16 protein-coding genes are annotated in these 23,973 nt (G+C 42.1%); 9 read left to right on the top strand and 7 right to left on the bottom strand.

Annotation, left to right across the window (positions count from 1 at the left end; translation table 11 throughout):
- Positions 1-7: 7 nt before the first annotated feature.
- From ABJD64_RS08140 to ABJD64_RS08110, 7 genes are all read left to right on the top strand, one after another.
- Entirely contained in the window at positions 8-1,414 is a 1,407-nt protein-coding gene (locus ABJD64_RS08140; RefSeq protein WP_348180290.1) for a RagB/SusD family nutrient uptake outer membrane protein, read from the top strand.
- A gap of 24 nt (positions 1,415-1,438) precedes the next feature.
- Positions 1,439-2,437, top strand: coding sequence for a hypothetical protein (locus tag ABJD64_RS08135; RefSeq protein WP_348180288.1), 999 nt, complete (start codon positions 1,439-1,441; stop codon positions 2,435-2,437).
- Between the two features lie 44 nt (positions 2,438-2,481).
- Positions 2,482-3,954 (top strand): IPT/TIG domain-containing protein, encoded by a 1,473-nt coding sequence (locus ABJD64_RS08130; protein ID WP_348180286.1) that lies wholly within the window; start codon positions 2,482-2,484, stop codon positions 3,952-3,954.
- Positions 3,955-4,059: 105 nt separating this feature from the next.
- Entirely contained in the window at positions 4,060-5,571 is a 1,512-nt protein-coding gene (locus ABJD64_RS08125; protein WP_348180284.1) for an IPT/TIG domain-containing protein, read from the top strand.
- Positions 5,572-5,611: 40 nt separating this feature from the next.
- Positions 5,612-7,282: a T9SS type A sorting domain-containing protein gene (locus ABJD64_RS08120; RefSeq protein WP_348180282.1), complete on the top strand. Its 1,671-nt coding sequence runs from the start codon at positions 5,612-5,614 to the stop codon at positions 7,280-7,282.
- 241 nt (positions 7,283-7,523) lie between these two features.
- Complete coding sequence (locus ABJD64_RS08115) at positions 7,524-9,647, top strand: T9SS type A sorting domain-containing protein (protein ID WP_348180281.1); 2,124 nt, start codon at positions 7,524-7,526, stop codon at positions 9,645-9,647.
- Positions 9,648-9,768: 121 nt separating this feature from the next.
- On the top strand, positions 9,769-10,839 hold the full coding sequence (locus ABJD64_RS08110) for a metallophosphoesterase (protein ID WP_348180279.1): 1,071 nt from the start codon (positions 9,769-9,771) through the stop codon (positions 10,837-10,839).
- Between the two features lie 260 nt (positions 10,840-11,099).
- On the opposite strand, the gene ABJD64_RS08105 is transcribed toward ABJD64_RS08110, so the two are convergent.
- Together ABJD64_RS08105 and ABJD64_RS08100 are read right to left on the bottom strand one after the other, a co-directional pair.
- Complete coding sequence (locus ABJD64_RS08105) at positions 11,100-13,763, bottom strand: fused MFS/spermidine synthase (protein ID WP_348180277.1); 2,664 nt, start codon at positions 13,761-13,763, stop codon at positions 11,100-11,102.
- 194 nt (positions 13,764-13,957) lie between these two features.
- On the bottom strand, positions 13,958-15,298 hold the full coding sequence (locus ABJD64_RS08100) for a D-alanyl-D-alanine carboxypeptidase (protein ID WP_348180276.1): 1,341 nt from the start codon (positions 15,296-15,298) through the stop codon (positions 13,958-13,960).
- A gap of 88 nt (positions 15,299-15,386) precedes the next feature.
- Between ABJD64_RS08100 and ABJD64_RS08095 the strand changes: the two genes are divergently transcribed.
- Both ABJD64_RS08095 and ABJD64_RS08090 read left to right on the top strand, forming a co-directional pair.
- Positions 15,387-16,355, top strand: coding sequence for a zinc dependent phospholipase C family protein (locus ABJD64_RS08095; RefSeq protein WP_348180274.1), 969 nt, complete (start codon positions 15,387-15,389; stop codon positions 16,353-16,355).
- 91 nt (positions 16,356-16,446) lie between these two features.
- The gene (locus ABJD64_RS08090) at positions 16,447-16,938 is read left to right on the top strand and encodes a hypothetical protein (protein WP_348180273.1); all 492 of its coding nucleotides are present in this window, start codon (positions 16,447-16,449) and stop codon (positions 16,936-16,938) included.
- Here the strand turns inward: ABJD64_RS08090 and ABJD64_RS08085 are convergent, their stop codons facing one another.
- The 5 genes from ABJD64_RS08085 to ABJD64_RS08065 form a co-directional block, all read right to left on the bottom strand.
- Positions 16,939-18,642: a hypothetical protein gene (locus ABJD64_RS08085; RefSeq protein WP_348180271.1), complete on the bottom strand. Its 1,704-nt coding sequence runs from the start codon at positions 18,640-18,642 to the stop codon at positions 16,939-16,941. It lies immediately after the preceding gene.
- A 166-nt stretch (positions 18,643-18,808) separates the two neighbouring features.
- Positions 18,809-19,687, bottom strand: a complete 879-nt coding sequence (locus ABJD64_RS08080; RefSeq protein WP_348180269.1) for an alpha/beta hydrolase — start codon at positions 19,685-19,687, stop codon at positions 18,809-18,811.
- 48 nt (positions 19,688-19,735) lie between these two features.
- Positions 19,736-20,332, bottom strand: coding sequence for a TetR/AcrR family transcriptional regulator (locus ABJD64_RS08075; protein ID WP_348180267.1), 597 nt, complete (start codon positions 20,330-20,332; stop codon positions 19,736-19,738).
- 155 nt (positions 20,333-20,487) lie between these two features.
- Positions 20,488-23,430, bottom strand: a complete 2,943-nt coding sequence (locus ABJD64_RS08070) for a DUF2723 domain-containing protein (protein WP_348180265.1) — start codon at positions 23,428-23,430, stop codon at positions 20,488-20,490.
- Positions 23,431-23,449: 19 nt separating this feature from the next.
- On the bottom strand, positions 23,450-23,965 hold the full coding sequence (locus tag ABJD64_RS08065) for a DinB family protein (protein WP_348180264.1): 516 nt from the start codon (positions 23,963-23,965) through the stop codon (positions 23,450-23,452).
- Between the last annotated feature and the right edge of the window lie 8 nt (positions 23,966-23,973).

Raw genomic sequence — 23,973 nt, 5'->3', positions numbered from 1 at the left:
AAGAATCATGAAAAAATATAAATACATACTATTTAGCTTCTCATTGATATGGTCTTTCTCATGTGATGACAAACTTGAGATTACACCACAGGATGTTTTGGTGGCTGAAGTTGCAATAAGCAATCTCGACGATTTAGAAACTGCTTTAACCAGCGTATATAGTGCATTAAGAGGGGACGGACTGTACCAGGAGTCTATGGTATATCTTCCGGACCTGATGGCGGACAACCTTAGAATTGGTGACAGCAATGGCGGTGCCCTCAGAACAGAAGCCAATTGGCAATATTCGTCAGGTGACGATATCGATACCTGGGAAGAGGCCTATAGGTTAATCTTTAGAGCAAACCTGGTAATCGAAAATGCCGCTCGCTTTGAAGATGGTACGCAAAAAAACAGGATTTTGGGACAAGCTCTGGCACTAAGAGCGCTGAGCCACTTTGACTTACTTAGATATTATGGGGCAGATTATGGAAGAAATTCCGCTTCTAAGGGGGTGCCGGTAATCGAAGTGAACGAAGTTGGAAAACCTGCCCGAAACACGGTGGCCGAAGTTTATGACAAGGTGTTTGAAGACTTGCTACAGGCTAGGACCTTGCTTGGTGATGTTGACAAAGATGTGCAAGAAAATGGACCTTATTTTATGGACCAAAAGGCAGTCAATGCCTTACTTGCCAGGGTGTCCTTGTATGCAGGAGAGTGGCAAAATGCGGTAGATTATGCAACCAGCGTTATCAGCTCAAGCACTTTGGCCAACCCTGCAGACTATGCAGCCATGTGGGCCAATGACGCAGATGCTGAAGTAATATTTAGCGTTATATTTTCTACTCCTGACGAAGGTAGACTTGGGAGTCGCTTATTTGATATAAACACGAATCGGTCTACGATCACACTTACCGCTGATGTTGCAGAGCTTTACGATGCCGCCAACGATGTAAGGTTTAGCTCATTTGTCTTAGTTAATCCGGATGCCAATCCTGGAGATGATGTGTATTTGCCCATCAAATACCCTGGTAGAGGAGGCGAACGCGGACTCAACAATGCCAAGGTGTTGAGAGTAAGCGAAATGTATCTCATCAGGGCCGAGGCATATACCAACATAGCCGGTCAAGACGCTGCGGCAATGGCCGACTTGAACGCGCTGAGAACCAGTAGGATTACAGGATATGCACCCGAAAACCTATCAGGAGCAGCCTTGGCTGACGCCATAGAAGTAGAACGACGAAAGGAATTGGTAGCTGAGGGACACAGATGGTTTGATTTGAGAAGATTAGGAAAGGGTGTTACCAGAGGAGCCGATTGTCGAGGTTTGACCACCAGTTGCGACCTGGCTGCTGGAAATTTCCGATTTGCCTTTCCAATACCACAGGACGAAATACTGGCCAATCCCAATATGGTACAAAACGATCAGTATTGATTACCTATTTAAAATTTAGAAATAATGAGAAAATATATACATATAATATTAATCGTGATCCTGTCAGTTTCTTGTCAGGTAGACAATATAGGACCTGTATTAGATAGCAACATTGATCTTATCTTTTTTATGGAAGATGGCATCGATGTGAATGAAAATAGTACCGAGCCGATTTTGGTTGAGATAGGATCAATCAAGGGCGGAAATTCTGCTCAGTTGACGCTGGGAGGTACTGCAGTGGAAGGAACTGATTATACGGTAACAGGTGATTTAAATCTTTCTTTTGCAGAAGGAATCTATAGTACAAGCATTAGCATTTCGCTGATCGATAATCTGAACCCTGACGATGACAATACCATTATTGTCTCTTTACCCGAAGGCCAGGGTTATTCTGAGAATAGCAGGCGAGAATTTGTAGTAAATATCATCAACAATGAAGTGAGTTCAGGGACTGTTGTATCAGCCATTTCGGCATCAAATGATGATGTAGAAGAAGGTGCGACGGGGCCTTTAGACTTTGATAGTAGCGATTTAGAGCTTGGAGAATTTGATACAGGTGGTACACCCGATCGAGGGTTGCAAACCATAGGACTTAGATTCAATGGAATTGCAATCCCTGCAAACGTCACAATAACTTCCGCAAGCATTCAGTTTACCACTGATACTCCTGGATCTGGAGCTGCTGAGTTGACTATATATGGTGAAAATGTTGGAAATGCCACGGAGTATATAGACGTGGACTTCGATGTGTCAAATAGGCCTAAAACAACTGCAAATGCTGTTTGGGCAATTCCTGAATGGCTAGCCGCAGGGGATAAGGGTGCTGCTCAAAAGACGGTTGATTTGTCTGCGATTGTTCAGGAAATTGTGAATAGAGCTGATTGGACAGCGGACAATTCTATCAATTTTATCATGGTACATACAGGCGTAAGTGTTGGCGTTACTGCCAATGATGCAGGTAGAGAGGCGGAGACGTTTGATGGATCAGATGCTCCTGTTTTAACTATTGATTGGGAATTATAAGGCCCTCACTACTTTCAATAATTTTTATCTTGAATAACGAAATCATGAAAATAATAACAAATAAAATATGGAGCCCCATCCTATTATCTCTGGCATTGATAATGTGTATAGGTTTTTGGTCATGTGATGAGAATGAATCCGACAAAATTTCAGTTTCTCCTCAAAGACTACCTACCGTGACCTCCATAGAACCCACCAGTGGAATATTGGGTACGAGCGTAACGATCACCGGCACTAATTTTACCGACGTGTTGGAGGATATTGAATTAAAATTCAATGGCGAAATAGCTGTTGTTACTGAATCATCAGAAACTTCTATTATTGCAATAATACCTTCTAATACGACTACGGGTGCTTTATCTCTAAGGATTGGTTCTTCTATTTTGCAAGGTGGCGGCCCTGTATTTACTGTTCCAATACCAGAGGTTACTTCATATGATGTGGTGAGTGGAATATTGGGTACATCAGTAACTATCACGGGCGCGAATTTCAGTCCTGAGCTGGCCAATAATGGGGTAAGTTTCAATGGCGTATCGGCGGTTGTGACCGAATCTACATCAACTACGATAACAACGACTGTACCTTTCGGTGCGACTACAGGTGCTATCACCGTAACCGTAGATGGCCAGGATGGATTTGGTCCCGAATTTACGGTTCCATTACCGTCAATTAGTGCCTACGATATCAGCACCGGACCAACTGGAGCTATAGTTACCATCACAGGTGCAAATTTCAGCACAAATATCGCAGACAACGTGGTAAGTTTCTTCGATGGTGTAGAGGCTGAGGTGACTGCATCTACCGAGACTTCTATTGTTACTAGTATTCCTGCAGGTGCCTCCACAGGGCCGATTTCTGTAAATGTAGGTGGCCAATTGGCATCAGGTGCTGACTTTACGGTTACTGCTACTACACTGATCATACCTTTAGACAGTAATGACGACGATGTGGAAGAGGTAGTTCTGGTAGACCCTGCATCTTCAGATCCAGAGGCTGTTTTGGGTTTTATGGATTTGGGCAGTAGCGACTTAGAGTTTGGTGAAATAAGTGATGATCAGGGGCTTGTTACAGTTGGTCTGCGTTTTAACAATGTGGCTATACCTCAGGGTGCAACAGTAACCAATGCTTCAATTCAATTCAATTGCGATAAAGAAGGAGCTGATCCAGTTGAAGTCACTATATACGGCGAGAATGTTGGAAATGCCGCAGCGTATGACGGAACCAGCGGAGAACTGACGGCCAGAGCCCTTACTACTGCCAATGCCGTTTGGGACATTCCGGAATGGGTAGCAGCAGGAGATAGAGGGGATGCTCAAAAAACGATTGATCTATCTGCAATTGTTCAGGAAATTGTGAACAGGGGCGATTGGTCTTCGGGCAATAGCTTGAACTTCATCATACAAAATAGCGGAGCAAGTGCGAATGTGACTGTCGATGACGTGGGCAGAGAAGCTGAAAATTATTCCGACTCGTCGCCTGAAGACGGAGCGGAGCTAACAATCAAATTCACACAATAACTACTCGATCTGAATCGTGCATTGAAGAACCGAACGCGATTTACTAATCTGATCAGGCGACCGTACTTACTCGATAAGTATGGTTGCCTATTCTACACAATCAACATGAAAGTTTTATCAAAGTATTTCTTTATATCCCTGGCAATTCCGTTTCTTGCTAGTATCATTTCATGCTCTGGTGATTCTGATCAAAAGGAACCGGATGTATTACCCGTGCCAACGATCACATCAGTGGACCCATTAGAGGGCAAAGAAGGGACTCCGGTCACTATTACCGGTACTAATTTCAGTACGGACAGATCATTCATCAACGTTTCATTCAATGGTGTGGAAGTTGAAGGAATTTCCTTCTCCTCGGCCAATCAGATCTCTACTATGGTTCCGGATGCTGCTACTACCGGAACTATAATAGTTACCATTGGTACTCAAATAGGTGAAGGACCTGTGTTTACAGTTAAGCGAAGTTTTACGGCAAGCCCATTGGTAGGATCTGCAGGTACGGAGGTTACACTTATTGGAGAAGGTTTCAGTTCTATACCTACGGAAAATCTTGTCAAGTTCAATGGTATTTCTGCAAAGGTGAGCCTGTCAACCCGAACACAAATATCTACCGTGGTGCCTCAGGGTGCTACTACCGGACCTATTACAGTTACCGTTGATGGTCAGAATTACACCCAAAAAGGCCTTGAATTTGTTATTCCAGCCGGGATTGAAACACCAGAAAATTTCAAAATTGCTTTTATAGGAGATACTAATATCGGAAGCGGAGCAGATGCGGTTTTGAATCTGATAAGAAATGAAGGAGCGCAGGCAGTGGTACATGCTGGAGATTTAGATTATGGAGATAATCCGCAATCGTTTGAAGATAATATCAACGGTATTTTAGGAGAAAATTTCCCTTACTTCTATTCAGCAGGAAATCATGACGCACCAGCCTGGAACGGTCCTGATGGATATCAGGCTTTTTTGGAGGCCAGATTCAAACGACTGGCTATCCCTTGGAGTGGTGATTTAGGCGTATTGAGTTCATTTTCATATGGCGGAATCTTTTTTGTATCCACCTCGCCAGATGAACTTGGCGTCAGCCCTGAAGAGGCAGGGAATTATATTCGGAATGAATTGGACGCGGACAATTCTAAATGGAGAATCTCTTTCTGGCACAAAAATCAACGATTGATGCAAATCGGTGGTAAAAGCAATGAGGCCGGATGGTATGTATACGAAGAATCACGAAAAGGGGGTGCGATCATTGCTACAGGCCACGAACATTCTTACAGTAGAACTTATGAGATGAGCAATTTTGAGAATCAATCGATTTCTGCAACGGCAAATATCGTGAATATTGTGAAGGATGATCCTACCACCACTCCCATTGATGAAGGAAGGTCTTTTGCATTTGTTTCCGGGCTTGGAGGAAAAAGTATTCGGGATGCTGAGAGTGACTTGGACAGTAATCCCTGGTGGGCCAATGTCTATCATTCAAACAATGGGGGTCAGCATGGTTCGCTGTTTGGCGAATTTAATTACAATGGAGATGCCTCACTGGCCAGATTTTACTTCAAAGATATCGACGGACAAGTCAGGGATGTATTCTTTGTGAGATCTCACAATTTATAGTCAAATAATCAAAAACCACAGCAACAGAAAATAGCTCGACATGAAAAACATAATTTTAACAGTCTTATCACTTTTATTTGGCTTAACGATTTCTTCATTTGGTCAATCCAACGATACGTGCGGAGCTGTTCCCAGCGAGATGTATTTGGATCATCTAATTAGTAGCTCAGGAGCACGCGAAGAGCTGATAAATCAATATTATAAGGAGCAGTCATCCGCCAAAGTGACGAGCATTAGCATTCCAGTCCAGTTTCACGTGACCAGAACAGATGATGGTGAAAATCAAGCAGTAAGTGACGCAAACATACTCAGTGTCCTGGACAATCTTAATGCTGCTTATGCACCAATGAATATGACCTTTATGGCCTGCGGACAAACTAAATTCATTGACAATACCAGTCTGCATACCAATTTCAATAAGGATACGGACGATACTATGCTTGATCAATATGATGATAAGTTTGTTTTGAATTTCTATTTGGTTGGCAATTTGGATGGTCTCAATGGCTATGCGAAATTTCCTCAGGATCAAATAGACAGAGTGGTTGTTGAAGCGGAAAATGCGCTCACTTCTACGGTTATTCATGAGGTGGGTCACTATTTTTCTCTGCTACACACTTACAGTACATCACGTGGTATTGAATTGGTAGACGGCTCCAATTGCCTGGTCTCAGGAGATTTGATATGTGACACACCACCAGATCCGGGGGAGAGAGATTATTTCTCCAATTGTACGTACGTAGGAACTGTTACGGACCCTGAAGGTCGGGCCTATGCACCAGACGGATTTAACTATATGGGAAAGGGTGAAAACACTTGCAGGAATAGGTTTTCAACCATGCAGCAACAAAGGATCTTAGCCTCTGCGATGATGGATCGGTACTATTTGGTGGATTGTTCGCAAACGGAACCCACAATCACCTGTACCAATACAATAGAGTCGTTCCCATACGAAGAAAGTTTTGAAGATTATGCCGGAGGAACGGCCTGGAAGCAAAACATTGATGATCAATTCGGATGGGAGGTAGGAGCAAGCACTCCGTCAAGTGATACCGGACCGGATCAGGCAAAGGATGGCAATTATTTTATGTTTACCGAATCTTCTGATTACCAGAATGCGACCGGCATCATCACCGGTCCATGCTTTAACCTTCAAAATCAAAGTGCATCTGAGATAAGCTTTTCTTATCACATGTTTGGAGTGGACATCGGGAAACTTGAATTGCAGATTGATCAGGATGAAAGTGGTACATGGACTACGATCTGGGGCCAGCAAGGAAACAAAGGAGATCAGTGGCTAGAGGCAACAGTGAGCTTAAATCAATACCTGGGAAGTACCGTACAGCTTAGGTTTTCAGCACGAACCGCTGGAGGATCTAAAGGAGATATTGCCTTGGATGAGGTTGTGGTTTCGGATGGAACAGTATTGGCCAGTGTTGGAGGAGAATCTATCAATGAAGATAGATTGATTTTATATCCTAATCCTGTATCCGAAACGATGACTATTCAATACAAAAGAGCATTTCTCGTTCGCCAGACGTTGTTGATCACGAGCATCGATGGCCGAACGATGTACAACGAACCTCTTGATAATCTTAATACGTCAGGTGAACTCCGTTTGGATGTGAGTCGATGGAGTGCAGGAACCTATATCGTCCGTATGACCGGGCAGACTGGTGACCAAACGACAACTTTTGTTCGACAACCTTAACCCATGTAAGAACTATATATGAGAAATCAATAATAATTTTCCAGGCTTTTAAATGACTATCCTATATCCTGTGAATGTGCTCTAAAATCAAATTAGAGAATATTGCTGGCAATGATTTGGAGGACTTGTTCGGAGAATTGTAAGAAACACAAAGCTTTTAAAACGTACCACACAGCCTCCCCTTAAAAAGAGAGGAGTGATAGCTGTGTGCTTTTTCTAACCAAACAAAACCACTTACATTATGAAAAACAAAAAAAAATACTTTAGAAAATTAGCATTGACAGTGCTGTCCTGTTTTCTGTTTCTTTATGCTTCAGCACAGTATACTATTCCTGTATCTGTTCATATAGCCAGAACAAGTAGTGGAGGAAGTCCCAGAGCAACAACGAGTCAAGTGGATACAGAAATTGCTACACTCAATAGTGCCTATAGTTCCATGGGAATCACCTTTGTCAAATGTGGACAGAATTTTATTGATGAAGACCGACTCTGGGATCAGTTTGATGACGGTGATCAAACTGAAAAAGACTGGCTGGATAATTTCACTGACCCGAATGTGGTGAACTACTTCATTACTGATTTAGAAGGAGGAGGCCATGGAAAAGCAGTTTTTCCATACAAACAAAAAGATTGGTTGGCGGTTGACTATGACGAAATGGGTACATCTACGGTGGCACACGAAATGGGACACTACCTCAACTTACACCATACTTACTCGGGTGTAGATGGAGATGATCCGGCAAGTTCATCAAGCCTGACCATTGCAGACGCCGAGGGCTCTAATGGATGGAAGTACGGTGATTATCTAATTGACACTCCGCTGGATCCGGAAGAGAGAGACGATTTTAATTCTAGTTGCGTGTACACAGGAAATCAGAAAGATGCCAATGGAGCTAGCTTCCATCCTGATGGGCGTAATTTTATGGGCAAAGGACATAACTATTGTAGAGACAGATTTAGTGCTGGCCAGGAGGCCAGAATATTAAGATCAATCAATATTGATCGGTACTATTTGGACTGTAATGATTCTGGAAATACAAATTTAACCTGTGCCAATTCATCGTCAGTATCAAGTTTTCCTCATAATGATAGTTTCAACGGAGGATATGCCAATTCACCATGGGTGCAAGCCAGATACGGAGATGAGCTCAATTGGGAAATTGCTCCAAATACAGACTCAAACAGTACAGGGCCAAATAGTGCACAAAATGGACAAACGTTTATGCACGCAGAGGCTAGTTTTACCTATACGTCGTCCGATGATCTTTCTTTGCTCAGTCCTTGTTATGACTTATCAGGTAAAACTACAGCTGAAGTTGAATTTTACTATCACATGTATGGCTCTGGAACAGGAACGTTGAGGCTCGAAGTAAGTACAAATAATGGATCAAGCTGGTCAAGTCTTTTTAGCAAAAGCGGTCAGCAGCATAGTTCAGGAAGTAGTTCATGGACACAGCAAGTTGTAAACCTTGATAGTTATGTTGGTCAAAGCATCCAGCTAAGACTTAGGGCAACCTTGGGTACAAGTTCAAAAAGCGATATCGCCATAGACAATGTCACCGTCGACGCAAGCGGTAGTGGTGGTGGCTCTACTACTGTACTTTCCGAGAGTTATTTTGAGAGTGGTTGGGATGATTGGAATGATCTAAACACAGGTAGTACCGATTGTGAAAGAAAAACCAACACTTCTTTTGCAGCAGAAGGCAATGATGCGATACGAATCAAGGACAATTCAGGCACTAACTCGACAATGGAATCAGACGCATTTGATGTAAGCGCTTATTATAATTTAGAAATAGAGTTTAAGGTGATTGGCGATGATCATGAAAGCAGTTCTGAGACCTTTAGTGTATTGTATTATGATGGATCAGTTTGGCACAATGAAGCCACGTATAATTATAATTCGGATTACTTCAACGGGAGTGTTCGAACTAAAACCGTGTCAATTTCAAGTAGTCAGCGGAATTTTCCATCCAATGCCAAATTTCGAATCGAATCAGATGGGTCATCCTCAAATGGGGATTATACCTACATAGATGCAGTAATAATAAGAGGAAGCACGGGTTCACAAGCTCGAACCCATGATTCAGGTGCAGGTCTGGAAAACAATAGTTTAGAGTTTCCTCAAAACGTATCGAAAGTCAATCTCTACCCGAATCCGGCGTCCCATTTTATGAAGATTACATCTATTGGACAAGTGATGTCTGCTCAGGTATATGATATAAATGGTGCTGTTCACAAAGGAATAGCTTTTGACAGTAAGGAATCGACTGTAGATATTTCCAGTTTGAGCAAGGGTATTTATGTTATCCTGATTACGACTGACAAAGGAGAAGCCTATACCAGAAAATTTATTCGAGATTAAGCGAAAACATTTAGCTTAAAAGGGTCGCGTTCGCGATCCTTTTTTAAGGTATTAGATTTACCTAAATATCCGGTCAAAACGTACTGACAACTTAAATGATTAATTAAAAACAAACACCGTTATGAATTCAATTTTTTGTACCCTAATAGCAATTTTATGCCTTTGTAATTCTCTTTTAAAGGCCCAAATCAATGATTGCCCTTATGTCTTTTACGACAAAAATAAAACAGTGGTCAAATGGATTGAAGAAGGGCAGTTGGTGGAGAAAACATATCTCAATGATGACTTTAAAAAATTGAAAATTGAGACCTGCGAAGATTTCGAATCGAAATATTTAAGACTTGATACGGCTTCGGTAATAGATGACGAACAAAACTTTACGGAAGTATCCAAAATAGCAATCCTAAGTGATATACATGGTCAGCATGATCTGTTTATCCAATTGATGCAAGCTCACAACGTAATTGATGAAAAGAGAAATTGGATTTATGCAGATGGTCATTTCGTCATTGTGGGAGATGTATTTGACCGGGGAGATAAGGTAACTGAAACGCTTTGGTTTTTGTACAAACTCGAGCAACAAGCTATAAAAGCCGGGGGAAGAGTCCATTACCTCTTAGGAAACCATGAAATCATGGTATTGAAGGGTGATCTACGGTATATAAGTGAGAAATATGAATTGGTTTCTAAAGAAATGGGCATGACTTACGATCAGCTATTTGGAGTCAATACCCTTCTCGGTCAATGGCTCCGAACCAAACCTGTGGCTATTACGATCAATGACATAGCTTTTGCGCACGCCGGATTTTCACCGGAGTTTGCTGAAGGTAAGTTTGATATTCAATTGGCAAACCAGCTGTTTCATGAAGAGATTATTGATCAGGAAAAAGAGGCTATCATGAATAAAGAGACTTTGAAATTCATGGTCAAATCCAATGGGCCAATCTGGTACAGAGGGTACTTCCGGGACTCGACCTTTACCAAACAAACAGCGAAGGAAATCCTGAGTAAGATGCAGGTGAAAAATATTGTGGTAGGGCACACCTCGATGGAAAGTGTCATGTCACACTATGACGGGCTGATATATAGCGTGGATTCCAGCATAAAAAAAGGGAAATATGGAGAGATTTTGTTTTGGGAGAATGGACGGTTTTTTAAAGGGCAACTGGATGGTAATAGAATTAGTTTCTAACTAAAATACGGGATGGTTTAAATGAAACAAGACGCCTCAATTTACACCCTATGAGAGATGTACTCAACGCACTGTGATGCCTATAGAGACATCTCGCTACGCTTCGATCTTACGGCGTTGTTTGCTTTTTTCACCTTTTCCCAAAAGCAGGAAGTTCTATACCTAAAATTCTCAAATGAACGAATCCTTGCCCTAGGTGATGGATTTCATTGTCAATGAGATACTAAATGATTGAATAAACTCTCCAATGGCCGTGTATATTATCTATTGGCAGGCTTTTTTGAGGCTTCTAGTAGTTGGGTGACCAATACATCCTTTATTCCTAGTTCTTTAGCTCTATTTAGCCTGTGGGTCGCTTTTTTGATCTCTTTTTGTTTAAGTAAATCGATGGCAACAAATACCTGGATACGTCCCAGGATTCTGCGAGTATCAAAGTGGTTCGGTATTTTTTCAATGGACACATTAAGTAACTTTTCAGCCGCTGACCAGTTTTGCGTAGTTAAAGCCAATTCTGCAATGGCATTGTTTTTATTTGCTTGTACATGAGCATTCAGTTCTGTTAAGGTCTCCTGAAAATTGTCATTTGGGATCTCAACCCTTAAGGGCTTTATGTTGCCAAGAATATTTGACATGATAGATCGCACATTTGCGCCCCTTGCTTCTATCAATACCCGTGGTGTCGAAAACTCAATATGCTGATGATCTAATGTAATTAAAGAGGCATCTCCTACATATTTTTTGACCATTTCAGATTGCAAAGCACATTGGCCTATAAGCAAATACGGGTTGTCGTAGCCGACACTGCCTAAAGTTTTAGCACCGCTATTTTCTATCCTATTTTTAATTTGACCTATGTTCAGTCGAATCATGCTGGAAGCAGCAGCTATGGCCAATACTGGCTTTTGCCCAAAAGTGTCGGAAATCCAAAGCTGCACAAATGGGAATACGGTAGTGAAGCTTTTAAGAATACTCTTGAGGTCGTTTTCGGAGACTTGTTGTAATGGAATATATTGTACCATTATTCCGTCTTTTGCCAGGTGGTTTTTGCAAGCTTGTACATGCTCAAGAGCATACATGGCAGATGTGCCGGCACTACTCATTTGAAACATATCCCCAACTATTACCTTGTACTTTACAGCACTTGTTTTGACATAACTTCTACCGTCATCAATGATGATATTCAATCGCGGATCGGAGATGATTTCTTGATTTTCTTGTTTGAATTGCAAGGCTGCTTCGAGTTGAGAAGGTACAATTTCGATGCAATCGATATGCTTTACTTTTTTGTGCTCAGCAATCGCGGATAACGTAATTCCGGTGGCAAGGCCTATGACAAGCACAGAGTCTGGCCGCTCATGCAGTAGCATGGGCAAGTGTCCCTGTCGGCGTTGAACCAGCATGGCGTGCTCATCCGTTCCGCCAGATTGGTAGACTCCATTTACTTTTAATATTTTCACATCTTCCCTTCCGCGTACGATGCTTTGGTACACACCAACGTTTGCACTGACCCCCTCTTTATAAAACAGCTGTTTATACCCTTGAGGCACATATGATTCGAGCAATTTTCCAGATACTCCGTAGCCGATAAAAACTGTAATTATAAGAGCAGACACTACACCGTATTTCCATTTCTGACGAGACCTGACTACGTTCGATTCTTTGATAAAGAATATGCCCAGCATGAGGTTGATTGTTGCCAGGACAACAAGGCTTTTGGATAGGCCCAAAAATGGAATTAATAAAAAACCAGCACAAAATGACCCGAGTATACCACCTACGGTGTTCATGCTATAAATCTTACCTACGGCATCTCCAATATCCTTTGATTTGCCTCTATACCATTGTATCATGACCGGAAACAGGCTGCCCATCAATCCAGAAGGCACAAATACCAAAGCTCCGGTTTTCAACCCCATGGCCGCCAGATAGCTAAACCAATTGCCATCAACTACGCTATCAAGAAAAAAAGCACTTTCAGATAATTTTAACGAGCAAAATATACTTACAGCAAGAGAAATTTGAATGAGTGCAAACCAAAGCGGAGGAGATTTCATTTTGGTTGTAAACCAGCCGGTAATGATGCTTCCCAGAGCAATTCCCAGTAGGTAAAGTATTAAAATCAATGAAAATGTATAAGTGGAACTAGGCAAGTTCTGAAGCAAAGATCGGGTCCACAAAACCTCATAGGCGATTGCGCAAAACCCTGAAATGGTATAGGCAACCAGGCATTGTTTGGATGCGGAGTTACTTGTTTGTAAGAACTTTATTTCGGGTTGTACTGAATCCGGTCCTTTAAGTTTCCCATATAAATAGGCGGTTAATCCGATGCCAATACTTAGGCAGGCCCCAATGACCGCCGTCATGGATAGCCCATATTTTTCAATTAAAAAAAAGCCGGTTAGGCCAGCACCTGTAACAGCTCCGAAGGTATTGGCTCCATATAATTTTCCGATTTTGCTTCCTTTGTTCGTCGTTGTCGTACGAATGTGCCTGCTTAGTACAGGCAAAGTACCACCCATCAAAGTGGTAGGTATGATCAGAATGCCAAACGACAAAAGAAACTTGATGATCAGGGATGAAATCGAGTTGGAGCCAGTAAGGTGGGGCACTAAGGTTAGATAAATATGGTCTATCAACCCAGTAAGAAAAAAGGATATCAGGCAGTAGATTCCAATGACCATTTCAATCCCTGCGTAAATGAAGATAGGTTTTATTTTGGTTTCCCATTTGCCAAGTAAGTAACTCCCCAAGGCCATCCCACTAAAAAAACTACTAAGAATTGTACTAATAGAGTAAATAGAAGAACCAAACAAAAACTGGAGTTGCTTGGCCCACACAATTTCATACAATAGGCTTACCCCTCCGGATAAAAAAAAGAGAAAAATGATGAGGTCGTCCTTCTTTATGAATTTATTACTTTTCAAAATTGAAATATTTGAATAGAGGTTCTGTCATATAAGAAAGGAGAAAAAAACCAGCATTACCTGGAAAAAGGAAGGAAATATTTTTAAAAAAGGAAGTGCAGGCTTGTAATAGATATCCTATTGAATTACTTGGGCTGAATCGACAAGTTTTGCGGAATACAATTAGGAGGACAGCCTTGAAGTATTTGGTCATTTCAATACCGCTCATAAATCAGCCGCATCACCTTTTCCATTTCAAATTTTACCGGTCGTGAGCCTGTTGGATAGTTATTGTTCATAAAACTGAAAAACAAATGTTTGCCGGATTGTGTTTGGATAATTCCAGTCAGGTTATGGTTATTGCTCAATGTACCAGTTTTGGCAAAAACGTAGGGACTTTCTCCTTCTCGTGGCTTGTACCAGTCTTTGAGTGTGCCATCAACTCCACCAATGGATAGGAGTTGTTTCATTTCATTGATTGACACCTTAGTAGATATGTGATTGAGCACCTCAATCATGCCACGTGGAGTCATCAGGTTGTATCGGGATAAACCACTGCCATCTTTCCAGACAGGCGGTTTGGGGTAAATCTTGAGGTTATGTTCTTGTGCATACCGTATCACAGCTTCAGCGTTTAATGGCAGATTCATTTCACTTGCGCAGAGATAAAGGATGTGTTCGGCGGCAAGATTGTCACTCCGCTTGAGCATAAGAGCGAATAACTGTGCAGAAGGGCGGCTATAGGTCAATTGAGAACTGTTGAAATTGAAGCCTTTTGCCCAATTTACTTTACGTTTCAAAGTATCTTCCAGCAAGGCAATGGTCAACTCATCCGAAGTTTTGAATGGTACGCTGTTTTTATAGTTACTTCTGGCGGTATCAGGAGCGAAGCTGAAAATATTTGTGTTCTTTAGTCGATACGGACTCTTTTTTTCTGAGTCTATTGTTCTGGTTTCAGCAAAGGCTGAAAAGAACCTGGGTTCCACGGCAAAAGAATCTTTGATTGAGTCGTACGCGTATCGAATGGTATTTCCATAGATAGGAAAAGCTGAGCGTTCGGGCTGAAAGTAGTATTCATAATCTTCCCACGACCAGCCCGGAGCAAATTGATCATCGTTGAAATCAGGCTTGACATAGTGCAAACTATAGGAAGTGTCTTGTAGCATTTCCAGGATTGGCTGTTCCTCAAAGTCAGGATGCAGGAAAGTAGGGTCACCTGTACCAGTAAAGAATAAGGAATCGTTTATGACCTTATACCTGAGGCCAGGTATCGAATCCCTCATCATGGTCAGTCCTGCATAGAAGGTCAGCAACTTGGTATTAGAGGCTGGAGTGAAATATTTATCGTCATTCAATTTATAGAGATAGGTACTATCTTCCGGATCGTAGAGCGCAAATCCGGTAAAGTGACTGTTGAACAAGGGAGAACCGACCAGGCTTTTGTTCAGCAGATCTCGGCGGTATTTACCCTTTAATGTTGCACAGGAAGAGAAGAGGATAGACGAGCCGATTAGGAATAAAAAGACGGGTTTGAGCTTCATAGGTAATGCTTGCATTCAAGACTGAAAATTAATAGCTCAGGAAATAATTTTACTATTAAAGTCTCTTTATTTTAGCTAAAACTAGAATAACCAATTCTTTACCTTGAAAAAGCAGATCATCATACTTCTTCTGGTTGTTGTCAGTTTGGGACTTTCATCCTATCGCTGGGGTTTCTTTGCGCATCGCAGAATTAACAGATTAGCCGTGTTTACTATTCCTCCGGAGCTCATGGGTTTTTATAAAAAGCACATCGTGTATTTAACGGAAAATGCCATTAATCCTGACCAACGGAGATATGCCGTAGACAATGAAGCCCCCAGGCACTACATTGACCTTGACATCTATGGAGATAGTGCGTTGCAGGTCGTACCACACAACTGGTTTGATGCAGTGGAGAAATATACAGAAGATACTTTACAAGCTTACGGTATTGTGCCCTGGCATATTACACTCATGAAATATCAATTGACCAAGGCCTTTGAAGAACGCGACCTGGATCGAATACTGAGATATTCTGCAGATATTGGACATTATATTGGCGATTCGAATGTCCCTCTTCATACCACAGAAAATTACAACGGACAGTTGACCGGTCAGTATGGAATCCATGGTTTCTGGGAGTCACGACTGCCTGAATTGTACTCAGACGATTATGATTTTTTTGTAGGCAAGGCCGAATATGTAGAAAACGTTCAGGAGCGAGCCTGGGCGGCAGTTACTGCCGCACATTTAGCCATGGACTCGGTTCTGTCCTTTGAAAAAGAGCTTTCGCAGCGCTTTCCGGAAAGTAAGAAGTATTCCTATGAGCAGCGCGGCAATTCAACCATCAAAGTTTATTCACAGAAGTATTCACAGGCATACAATCAGATGCTGGACGGAATGGTAGAGCGTAGAATGAGGGCAAGTATTAAGATGGTAGGGGACATATGGTTTACGTGCTGGGTAGACGCTGGCCAGCCAGATGTAGAGGTCTTGATGAATCTGGAAATAGAAGAGAAGCAAAAGAAAAAACTTGCCGCAGAGAAGAGGAAATGGGAGAAACGAACCGTGAAAAGTCGAGAGCACAATTAGTACAGATGGATGTTTGATCATTGTAAATGGCTGTATGTCTAAAAATAATTGAGATCATTTTTTTAGCAGATATTTTTAAGTCAAAAAGGATATGAACTACACAATAACATTCATCCTTTCTGCTGTTCTATGCGCTTGTACTCAATCAGTTGATCTCGAAGCAGCCAGAAAAGAAGTGATGGAATTGCATAACAAGCAGCGCGAATATCATGTCGAAGAAATGCCCGAGGAATTCGTAGCCTTGATGACAGACGAATTCATGTCTGTAAACCGAGGCAAAATCAGTAAACCTACGAAAGAAGCATCGATTAAGCGATTTCAAGGTTATTTCGGAAACGTAGAATTCGAAAAATGGGATGATTTGGCCGAGCCGGTGATTCGGTTTTCCGATGATGGAAGTATGGCTTATTCCATAGTAAATAAGGAGGTGGTGGTTCGGTACCAAAATGACTCCAACCAATGGATGCGAGGAAAGACCGAATTTTCGTGGCTGGCGGTGTATAAAAAAACGGACGAGGGTTGGAAAGTTGATGCGGTGGCTTCTACCAATCTGCCAGACGAAGAAGAAATTATCTCAGAATAACTACTTCCCCTTCGCTAGGGTCACAATATCCACCAAAGCTCGGATCAGGTTTCTGGACTCCTCGACGTCATTGGTATGAATGGTGAATTCATTTTCATAATTCTGAATTTCGCCATCCTTGTAGTATTTGATTATTTTTTCTTTGAAGTTGGTTTCCAGCTTTACGGAAATGGACCTCCCTGAGACGTCAAAATCAATGTTTCGCTCGTTGAGATCGGCAAAGTTTAATTCATAAATAAGCTCCTTGCTGCCCTTCTCGTCTATTTCTATCTTGGTGAATTTGAACTTTTCAAGATTTCCTTTGTCGACTAAAGCCAAACTCTGGCTATACGTATCGCCTCCTTCTCTTACATCTTTTACAGCTCCGGTTAGCCAGTTGACCTTAGCTTTTAGCCCATCATTTGGTACGAGTGGTCGATAACTCTTTCTGCACAATTCGATCGATTTTTTGATGGCATATTGCTGTCGCCTGGCATTTTCAGCGTCTTCGCAATAGAGTTTGAATGACTCGTCGTAAGGTAGCAATTCGCCATTGTCATAGACCTTCATAAGCTTTTGTTTTTTATTGGTAATGAGTTCGATATACATTTTGGAGCCACTAATGTCATAGTCGATTACCTTGTCATTGATGTCAATCCAATTGAAAACGTGTTGTTTTTTTTCAGATTTACTTTCTGAAATTTGCGTGATCGCGTATTCTGCCAGGCAATCTGCATTGAAGGATTGTTCGTAGGTGTTATCTCCGTATGCCAGTGTTTTGGTCCCTGCGCTTACCGCTGCCAGGGCATCGGATTTGGTTTTGAAAACCGGGAACGAAGACTCCACCTGCGCTTCGGCCTCAGGAATGATAAGAGTAAGCACGGTCTGCAGATCTCTGGCCTCTTCTACATTATTTGTTTTAATCACGATATCGTTGATGAAGGGCTTGGAAAGCCCATCCTGACTGAATTTGATCAGGTTGTTTTTCCTTTTGGTCTCAAACTCTAACCCAAATTCCGAGCCGCTGATATCGAATCTCACCGTATTCACATTGATGTCGGCCAGGTTAAAAGAATAGTCAGCCTGCTTGGAAGATCTGCCTGTTTCGACAATGCTAAGTTTTACTTTCCCCGCATAGGCAGCATCGCGTTGGAGTGACTGCGCATAAGACTCGTCCGAATAGATGGCATCTTTTACGTTGGTTTCCAGCCATGAAAGCATTTCTTCATAGTTTTTGAGACTCAGTTTGTTGAGCATGATTTTTTCAGCAATCGGAATGGCTTTTTCAATGATCTGACGAATTTTTCGCGCATTATCGATATTGGATGCCACAATTTGAAGTTCTTCAGTGTAGGACTTTACCTCCTGGTCTTGAAAGGTTTTGATTAAGTCCTGACTGTTCTTGATTTTCAAATTAACTACAATCAAATCCCGTTCAGTACTTTCTCTGACGGTGTATGGGTCTATATCAGCAATATTCAACTCATAAGCATAGGAATTGGCCGTGCCTTTGGTGCTTGTCTTGGTATAGCTGTATTTGATAACACTGGTATGCTCAAAGAGCAATTGTGGTTCGTAAGTATACTTGCTGGTTTCAACCTTGCCCACTACGGATTCTAGCTCGGTGAAGAGCTTGTTGAACTCAGGCTGCTGAGCCAGCGCATCTATAGCAAAGAGAATACAGACAAGGAATATTTGGGTAGCTGATTTTGTGAAAGCAAGCATGTTTATTGGATTATTCTGCCACAATATATAAACTAACTAAGTCTGTACAAAATCCTGACCCCTTTTTGAATCATTAGTTTAATCAGATGTATATAAAATCTCACTCCATCCGAATGAACCTTAGACCTTCTAATAGAGTGACTGGAAATAAATCCGGGAATTTTTCCTAAAAAGCCAGTGCATAAAGGCTTTTATCGCTTTTGTTTGGCCCCTTTGACTGAAGTTCACTAGTCACGCGATTAATCACCTTTTCATCCCAAAGCATCTTATAGTGGCCGGTTTTCTCAAGCAGCAGGAGCTCTGATTTAGGCCATTGATTGTAGATGTCAATGGAATTGGTTTTAGGGATTATTCGGTCATGTGCATCATGAATGAGCAGAAGACTATTGTATTGTAGTTTGTCGCTCAGACCGTCCACCCTAATGTCATCTAGTGGTTCGCGAAGGATATTTTCAGCTCGCTTGCAGAGCTGCTGATGTGCTTTTTTATTGAGTCCTACGAAATTGGAGAAGTCTTCAAAAATTTGAGTAATCTGGTTTGGACTAGTCAGAAAAATCAGCTGGTTTACCTGATAAGTTGTTTTTGATAGGGCGTAGGCAGTCACAGCGGACCCAAACGAATGAGCCACGATAGAAAACGGTTGTTTGGGATTGAGGTGATTAATCACTTCCAAAAACACCTCTTTACAGATTTTGAGGTTTACCTTTTTCAATTTGGAAAAGCCATGGGCGGGTAGATTAAAAAGGATGACGTGATGACCTCTTTCTGCTAGTCTTAAAGCGATGGCAGACATGCTTGCAGCATTTGATTCCCATCCATGAACCATCAAAACCATAGGGCCATCGGCATTGCCTAATTCATAGCATTGTATATCCTCTAGATAATGCTTGATGGTGAAAGATTTCGCGACTTTGTAAAAAGAGAGTTCTTTGGCTCTTACCTTTTTGTTTAGTGGTCGTTGGAATAATTCGAAGGCTTGGTTCCCTGCAAAACGTGGAGCAACTGCCGAGGTCATTCTAAAGTAAGTTTGGATGATTTTTTTCATAGTTTTATAATTTATTATACCAATCGGTATATTTTAGGTTAAATTTTTTTAACTCTTCATTTCGGAATCGATCATGTGATCAACATGGTTCATTAATTCAGCCAAGTGACTTTCATCATTCAGCATGTTGGCGATAAAAACACCTCCTTGTATTTGTGCATAAATTTTGTTCGCATATTTCTGAGCATCTATCTCGCGTTTGACAGAGCCTTCGTCTTTGGCCTGATCTATAATGTCAGCAATGCTTTGGATGAGTTTGTTCATCACATCTACCACTCTTTTGTACAGGGTATTGTTGTGATTCATGGAATCAATGCCCACATTTAGCATTGGACATCCTCCATAGAGCTTTTCGTTTTTGTGATAAATCCTGAAGAATGCCGTAATTTCCTTCAGTTTGGTCATACCGTCGGCGTCCATGGTCATCCGTTCTCTGAGCCTTCCCATAGCTCTACGGATATTGTAGTTAAAGGCCTGAAGCGCGAGTTCTTCTTTGTCTTTGAAATTGCCATATATGGCTCCCTTTGTGAGGCCTGTGGCTTTGGTAATATCCGACATGCTGGTACCGGTATACCCGTGTTTGTTGAAATAGGGGCCAACCTTTTCAATAATGAACTGCTTCGTTTTTTCGGCTTTTGTCAGCATAGCAATGCAATGGTAATCAAAAAAGATTAAAAAATATACCAACTGGTATATTTTTTAATCACAAGACAATAGCCATTGGGTTTAATTCCCCGACCTTTCTTGAAGATATGAGCCAATTCGAAAGTTAATTCCCCGCCAGCTTGCTGCGAGGATTATTAGCCATTCAATTCCGCAACATACTTTTCGAAAACTTTGGCATAGGCTGCACTCCTGTCTGGGTGACCATTTCTGTGGTAAATGAGAGCTAATTCGCGCAAGGTGTAGAGGCTCTTTCTGATTTGTTGAGAATCATTGTGCTCATTCTTCATGGCATATGCCAGGTAGTCTTCTGACTCACCTGCCAGAGTGTCTGCAATGTGATTGGCCAGAGGCAATTCATGGACCTGTAATAACAAATCGGTGGTGACGATATGCGAAAGATCGTAAGGAGCCATCATTTCGGGAAAGACCTCTAGCGCATATTTGATTGTTTTTTTAGCCTTTTCAACCTTTCCGGTGTCTAGAAGGTTTTGGGCCAATTCATTATACTGGTGTCGCTGGTTCATCAGCATGCCTCTATAATAATCGTTATATAGGGGTGTTTCTTGCTTATAATCGCGCCACAGCCCATTCGTTACCAGGCGATCAAACATTTTTTCTTCATCTACCAGCAAACTATCGTCGTCAGGGTTCACTACAGGAAGCAATTGATACGCACTTCCCTCCTGTACCATATGCTTCTTCAAATCAAAATTTACACTATTAAGCGAGGTGTAGTTGAAATAAATGGGGCGCTTCCATCTGTTGGAATCTATCAAATCCAGGATCACTAAATCCTTTTTCTCCAACGCTCTGCCTTTGAGCTTAATTTCTAACTTATCGGTCATAAGGCCGTGAAATTGCTTAGGGATTTTGTCCTGTACTTGGGCAAGATTAGTTTTTATATAAAAACTGTCCGATGGAGTCGTGTTAAGATCTGACCAGCCGGCAGTTGCCTGAAGGGCCTTGCTTTCTTTTTTGAGAAGTCCCAAATATTGACGAGCACTTATGGCTCCCTTTATTTTTGGGTTGGGGACTAGCGGCAAGTAGTCGTTTAGGCCTCCTTGCTTGTAGTTGGCTTGGGTGAGCGAAAGTGGGAGTGATTCGGATTCATTCACCTTTCGGTAAAACTGATTGACATACCAGTCTGCATTTGCATAACTCATCACAATGACGCGTACATCTGTTCGAAACCCTTCTACTTCCTGAACATACCAAAGCGGGAAGGTGTCATTGTCACCGCCGGTAAACAGGATGGCATCTTCATCACAAGAAGCCAGCATCATTCTGGCCTGGTCAACACTCAAATACCGATGGCTCCTGTCATGATCGTCAAGGTTTTCAAACAACAAAATCCCCGGGACCAGTAAGGATACCAAAGTGGCTAAGACCAAAGATCTCTTTAGGTTCAACTTTGGAATGGATTTCAAAGCATTGAAAATGCTGATCACGCCCAATCCGATCCATATGCAAAAAGCATAATAGGAACCCACATAGATGTAGTCCCTTTCTCTAGGTTCTACTGGTGGCGCATTGATATAAACCACTATAGCCACGCCAGTCATCAAAAAGAGCATGCCAGTTACATACAGCTGTTTTTTATCTTTTCTCATTAAAAGAAAAAGACCCGCAAGTCCCAAAAACAGCGGAAGCATGTAGTAGTTGTTGCGGGCGGTGTCTTTTGACAATGCTTCAGGCAAGCGTTCAAACGCATTGACCAGTCCCAATGATGGTGCACCTTCGGTTCCACCCGATTTTCCCACAAAGTTCCAAAGAAAATAGCGAGCATACATGTGCCCGATCTGATGGGAAAATAGATAACCTATGTTATCCGCAAAACTTGGTTTTTCACCCTTTTTCAATCCAGTTATTCTGCGATAAGCCGGAGCATGTTGTGGCATGCTGCTGCTATGTAGTCTGGGTAAAATCATTTGATCGCTGTCTCTGTAGACATATTCCATTTTGTGATCTTTGATCTTGTATTTGTCTTCGCCAACCTCATAAAACGGCTTGCCCTGTTTTTGATCTACAACGGGTGCGTCATAGTATTTTCCATAGAGCAAGGGACGTGTACCGTATTGCTCCATATTGAGATAATAAATAAGGCCCAACAGATTCCTCGGGTTGTTTTGATTGATTGGAGGATTGTTACTGGCCCGAACCAACACCACTGTGTATGACGAATAGCCGATTATGATGAATCCGATCGCCAAAATCAAAGTGTTGGCATTCGCCCAAACTCTTTTTTGGGTGTAGCTAATAGCGTAAATCCAGAGCCCTACTATCATAAGAAGCAGGGTCAATGCACCGGATCCGAAGGGGAGTCCCCAGCTGTTTACAAAAAGGACCTCTAGGTTTTTGGCCAGATTAGCCCCTGAGACTAATCCATAGAGAATGCCAATCAGCAATAGTCCTGAAAGGGCAAGTGCAACAGTTCCGCCAAGAAGGGAGGTCTTTTTATATTTTTTGAAGTAATACACCAGCCCAAGTGCCGGAATGGCCAGCAAATTAAGCAAATGCACACCCACAGAAAGGCCCATGAGGTAGGCAATCAGGATCAACCAGCGGTTTTGCTCTGAAGCATCTTCTTTGCGTTCCCATTTCAAGATAGTCCAGAACACCAGGGCCGTTAAAAATATAGAAAAAGCGTATAGCTCAGTCTCTGTAGCAGAGGTCCAAAATGAATCTGAAAAAGCAAAAGATAACGCACCAATCAAGCCACTGGACATGAGCAATAGAGATGAAGGTTTGTCAGAGAATTTATTCATCAACTTCTCTGCTATCATGACAATGCTCCAATACAAGAACATCACTGCCAGCCCACTGGTCACCGCACTCAAAGCATTCACCGCAAAAGCTACCCATTCTACCTGACCAAGCGCCATAAGGCTCCACAACCTTCCAATCAACAAGAACAGAGGAGCCCCCGGAGGATGGGGAATTTCCAATTTATAGCTGGCCGCGATGTACTCGCCACTATCCCAAAACGAAGCGGTGGATTCCAGTGTGAGTAAGTAAAGACTGGTACATACTAAGAAAAGCGTCCAGCCTATGAGGTTATTAGTCTTGTTGCAAGTCATTGTTGAGAGAGTTTAGTGCTTATTGTTCTGCTAGCATATCATGAATGGTTACCAGGTGATGATCATCGTGTTCTGCTACGAAGTAAGCCAAGTCAACAAGCTTCATTGGTGTACCTAGTCGGGGATGTTTGGATTCATGCTTGAGCTCAGAAGCTGTACAAGAGCGCAATTCTTCAATGAGCTTTTTTCGCTGTTGTGTAAAATCGGCAACAAGGTCTTTGACCCTTCTGGCATCGTGCTCGGCGTCTTCCGTCTTTTTGTTGGTTAGATCTGCCTCTTTCAGGTCGGCTTCTCCTGCTCTGATTTGCCGGACGCGCTGTAGCCACAACGGCTCAAGATCACCCAGGTGACCGATTTCCTTTTTGATGGACCATTTGTGATTGGCCGAAGATTGGAGATAAGAGTTGGCGCTGTTGTTTAGTTTGTGCTCGATACGGAGTCCTGTTCCCTCGAGCCTCTCGATGATGCCTAGTAAAAGGGAGCTGTCTTCTATGGTAGGAAATTTTCTTTCAAACCATTTTGTTCTTTTGATCATAAGTTAGC

Source organism: Reichenbachiella sp., assembly GCF_039944555.1.
Taxonomy (GTDB): domain Bacteria; phylum Bacteroidota; class Bacteroidia; order Cytophagales; family Cyclobacteriaceae; genus Reichenbachiella.
The sequence above is the reverse complement of the archived record's forward strand: the minus strand, read 5'-3'. Positions and strand labels throughout refer to the sequence as shown.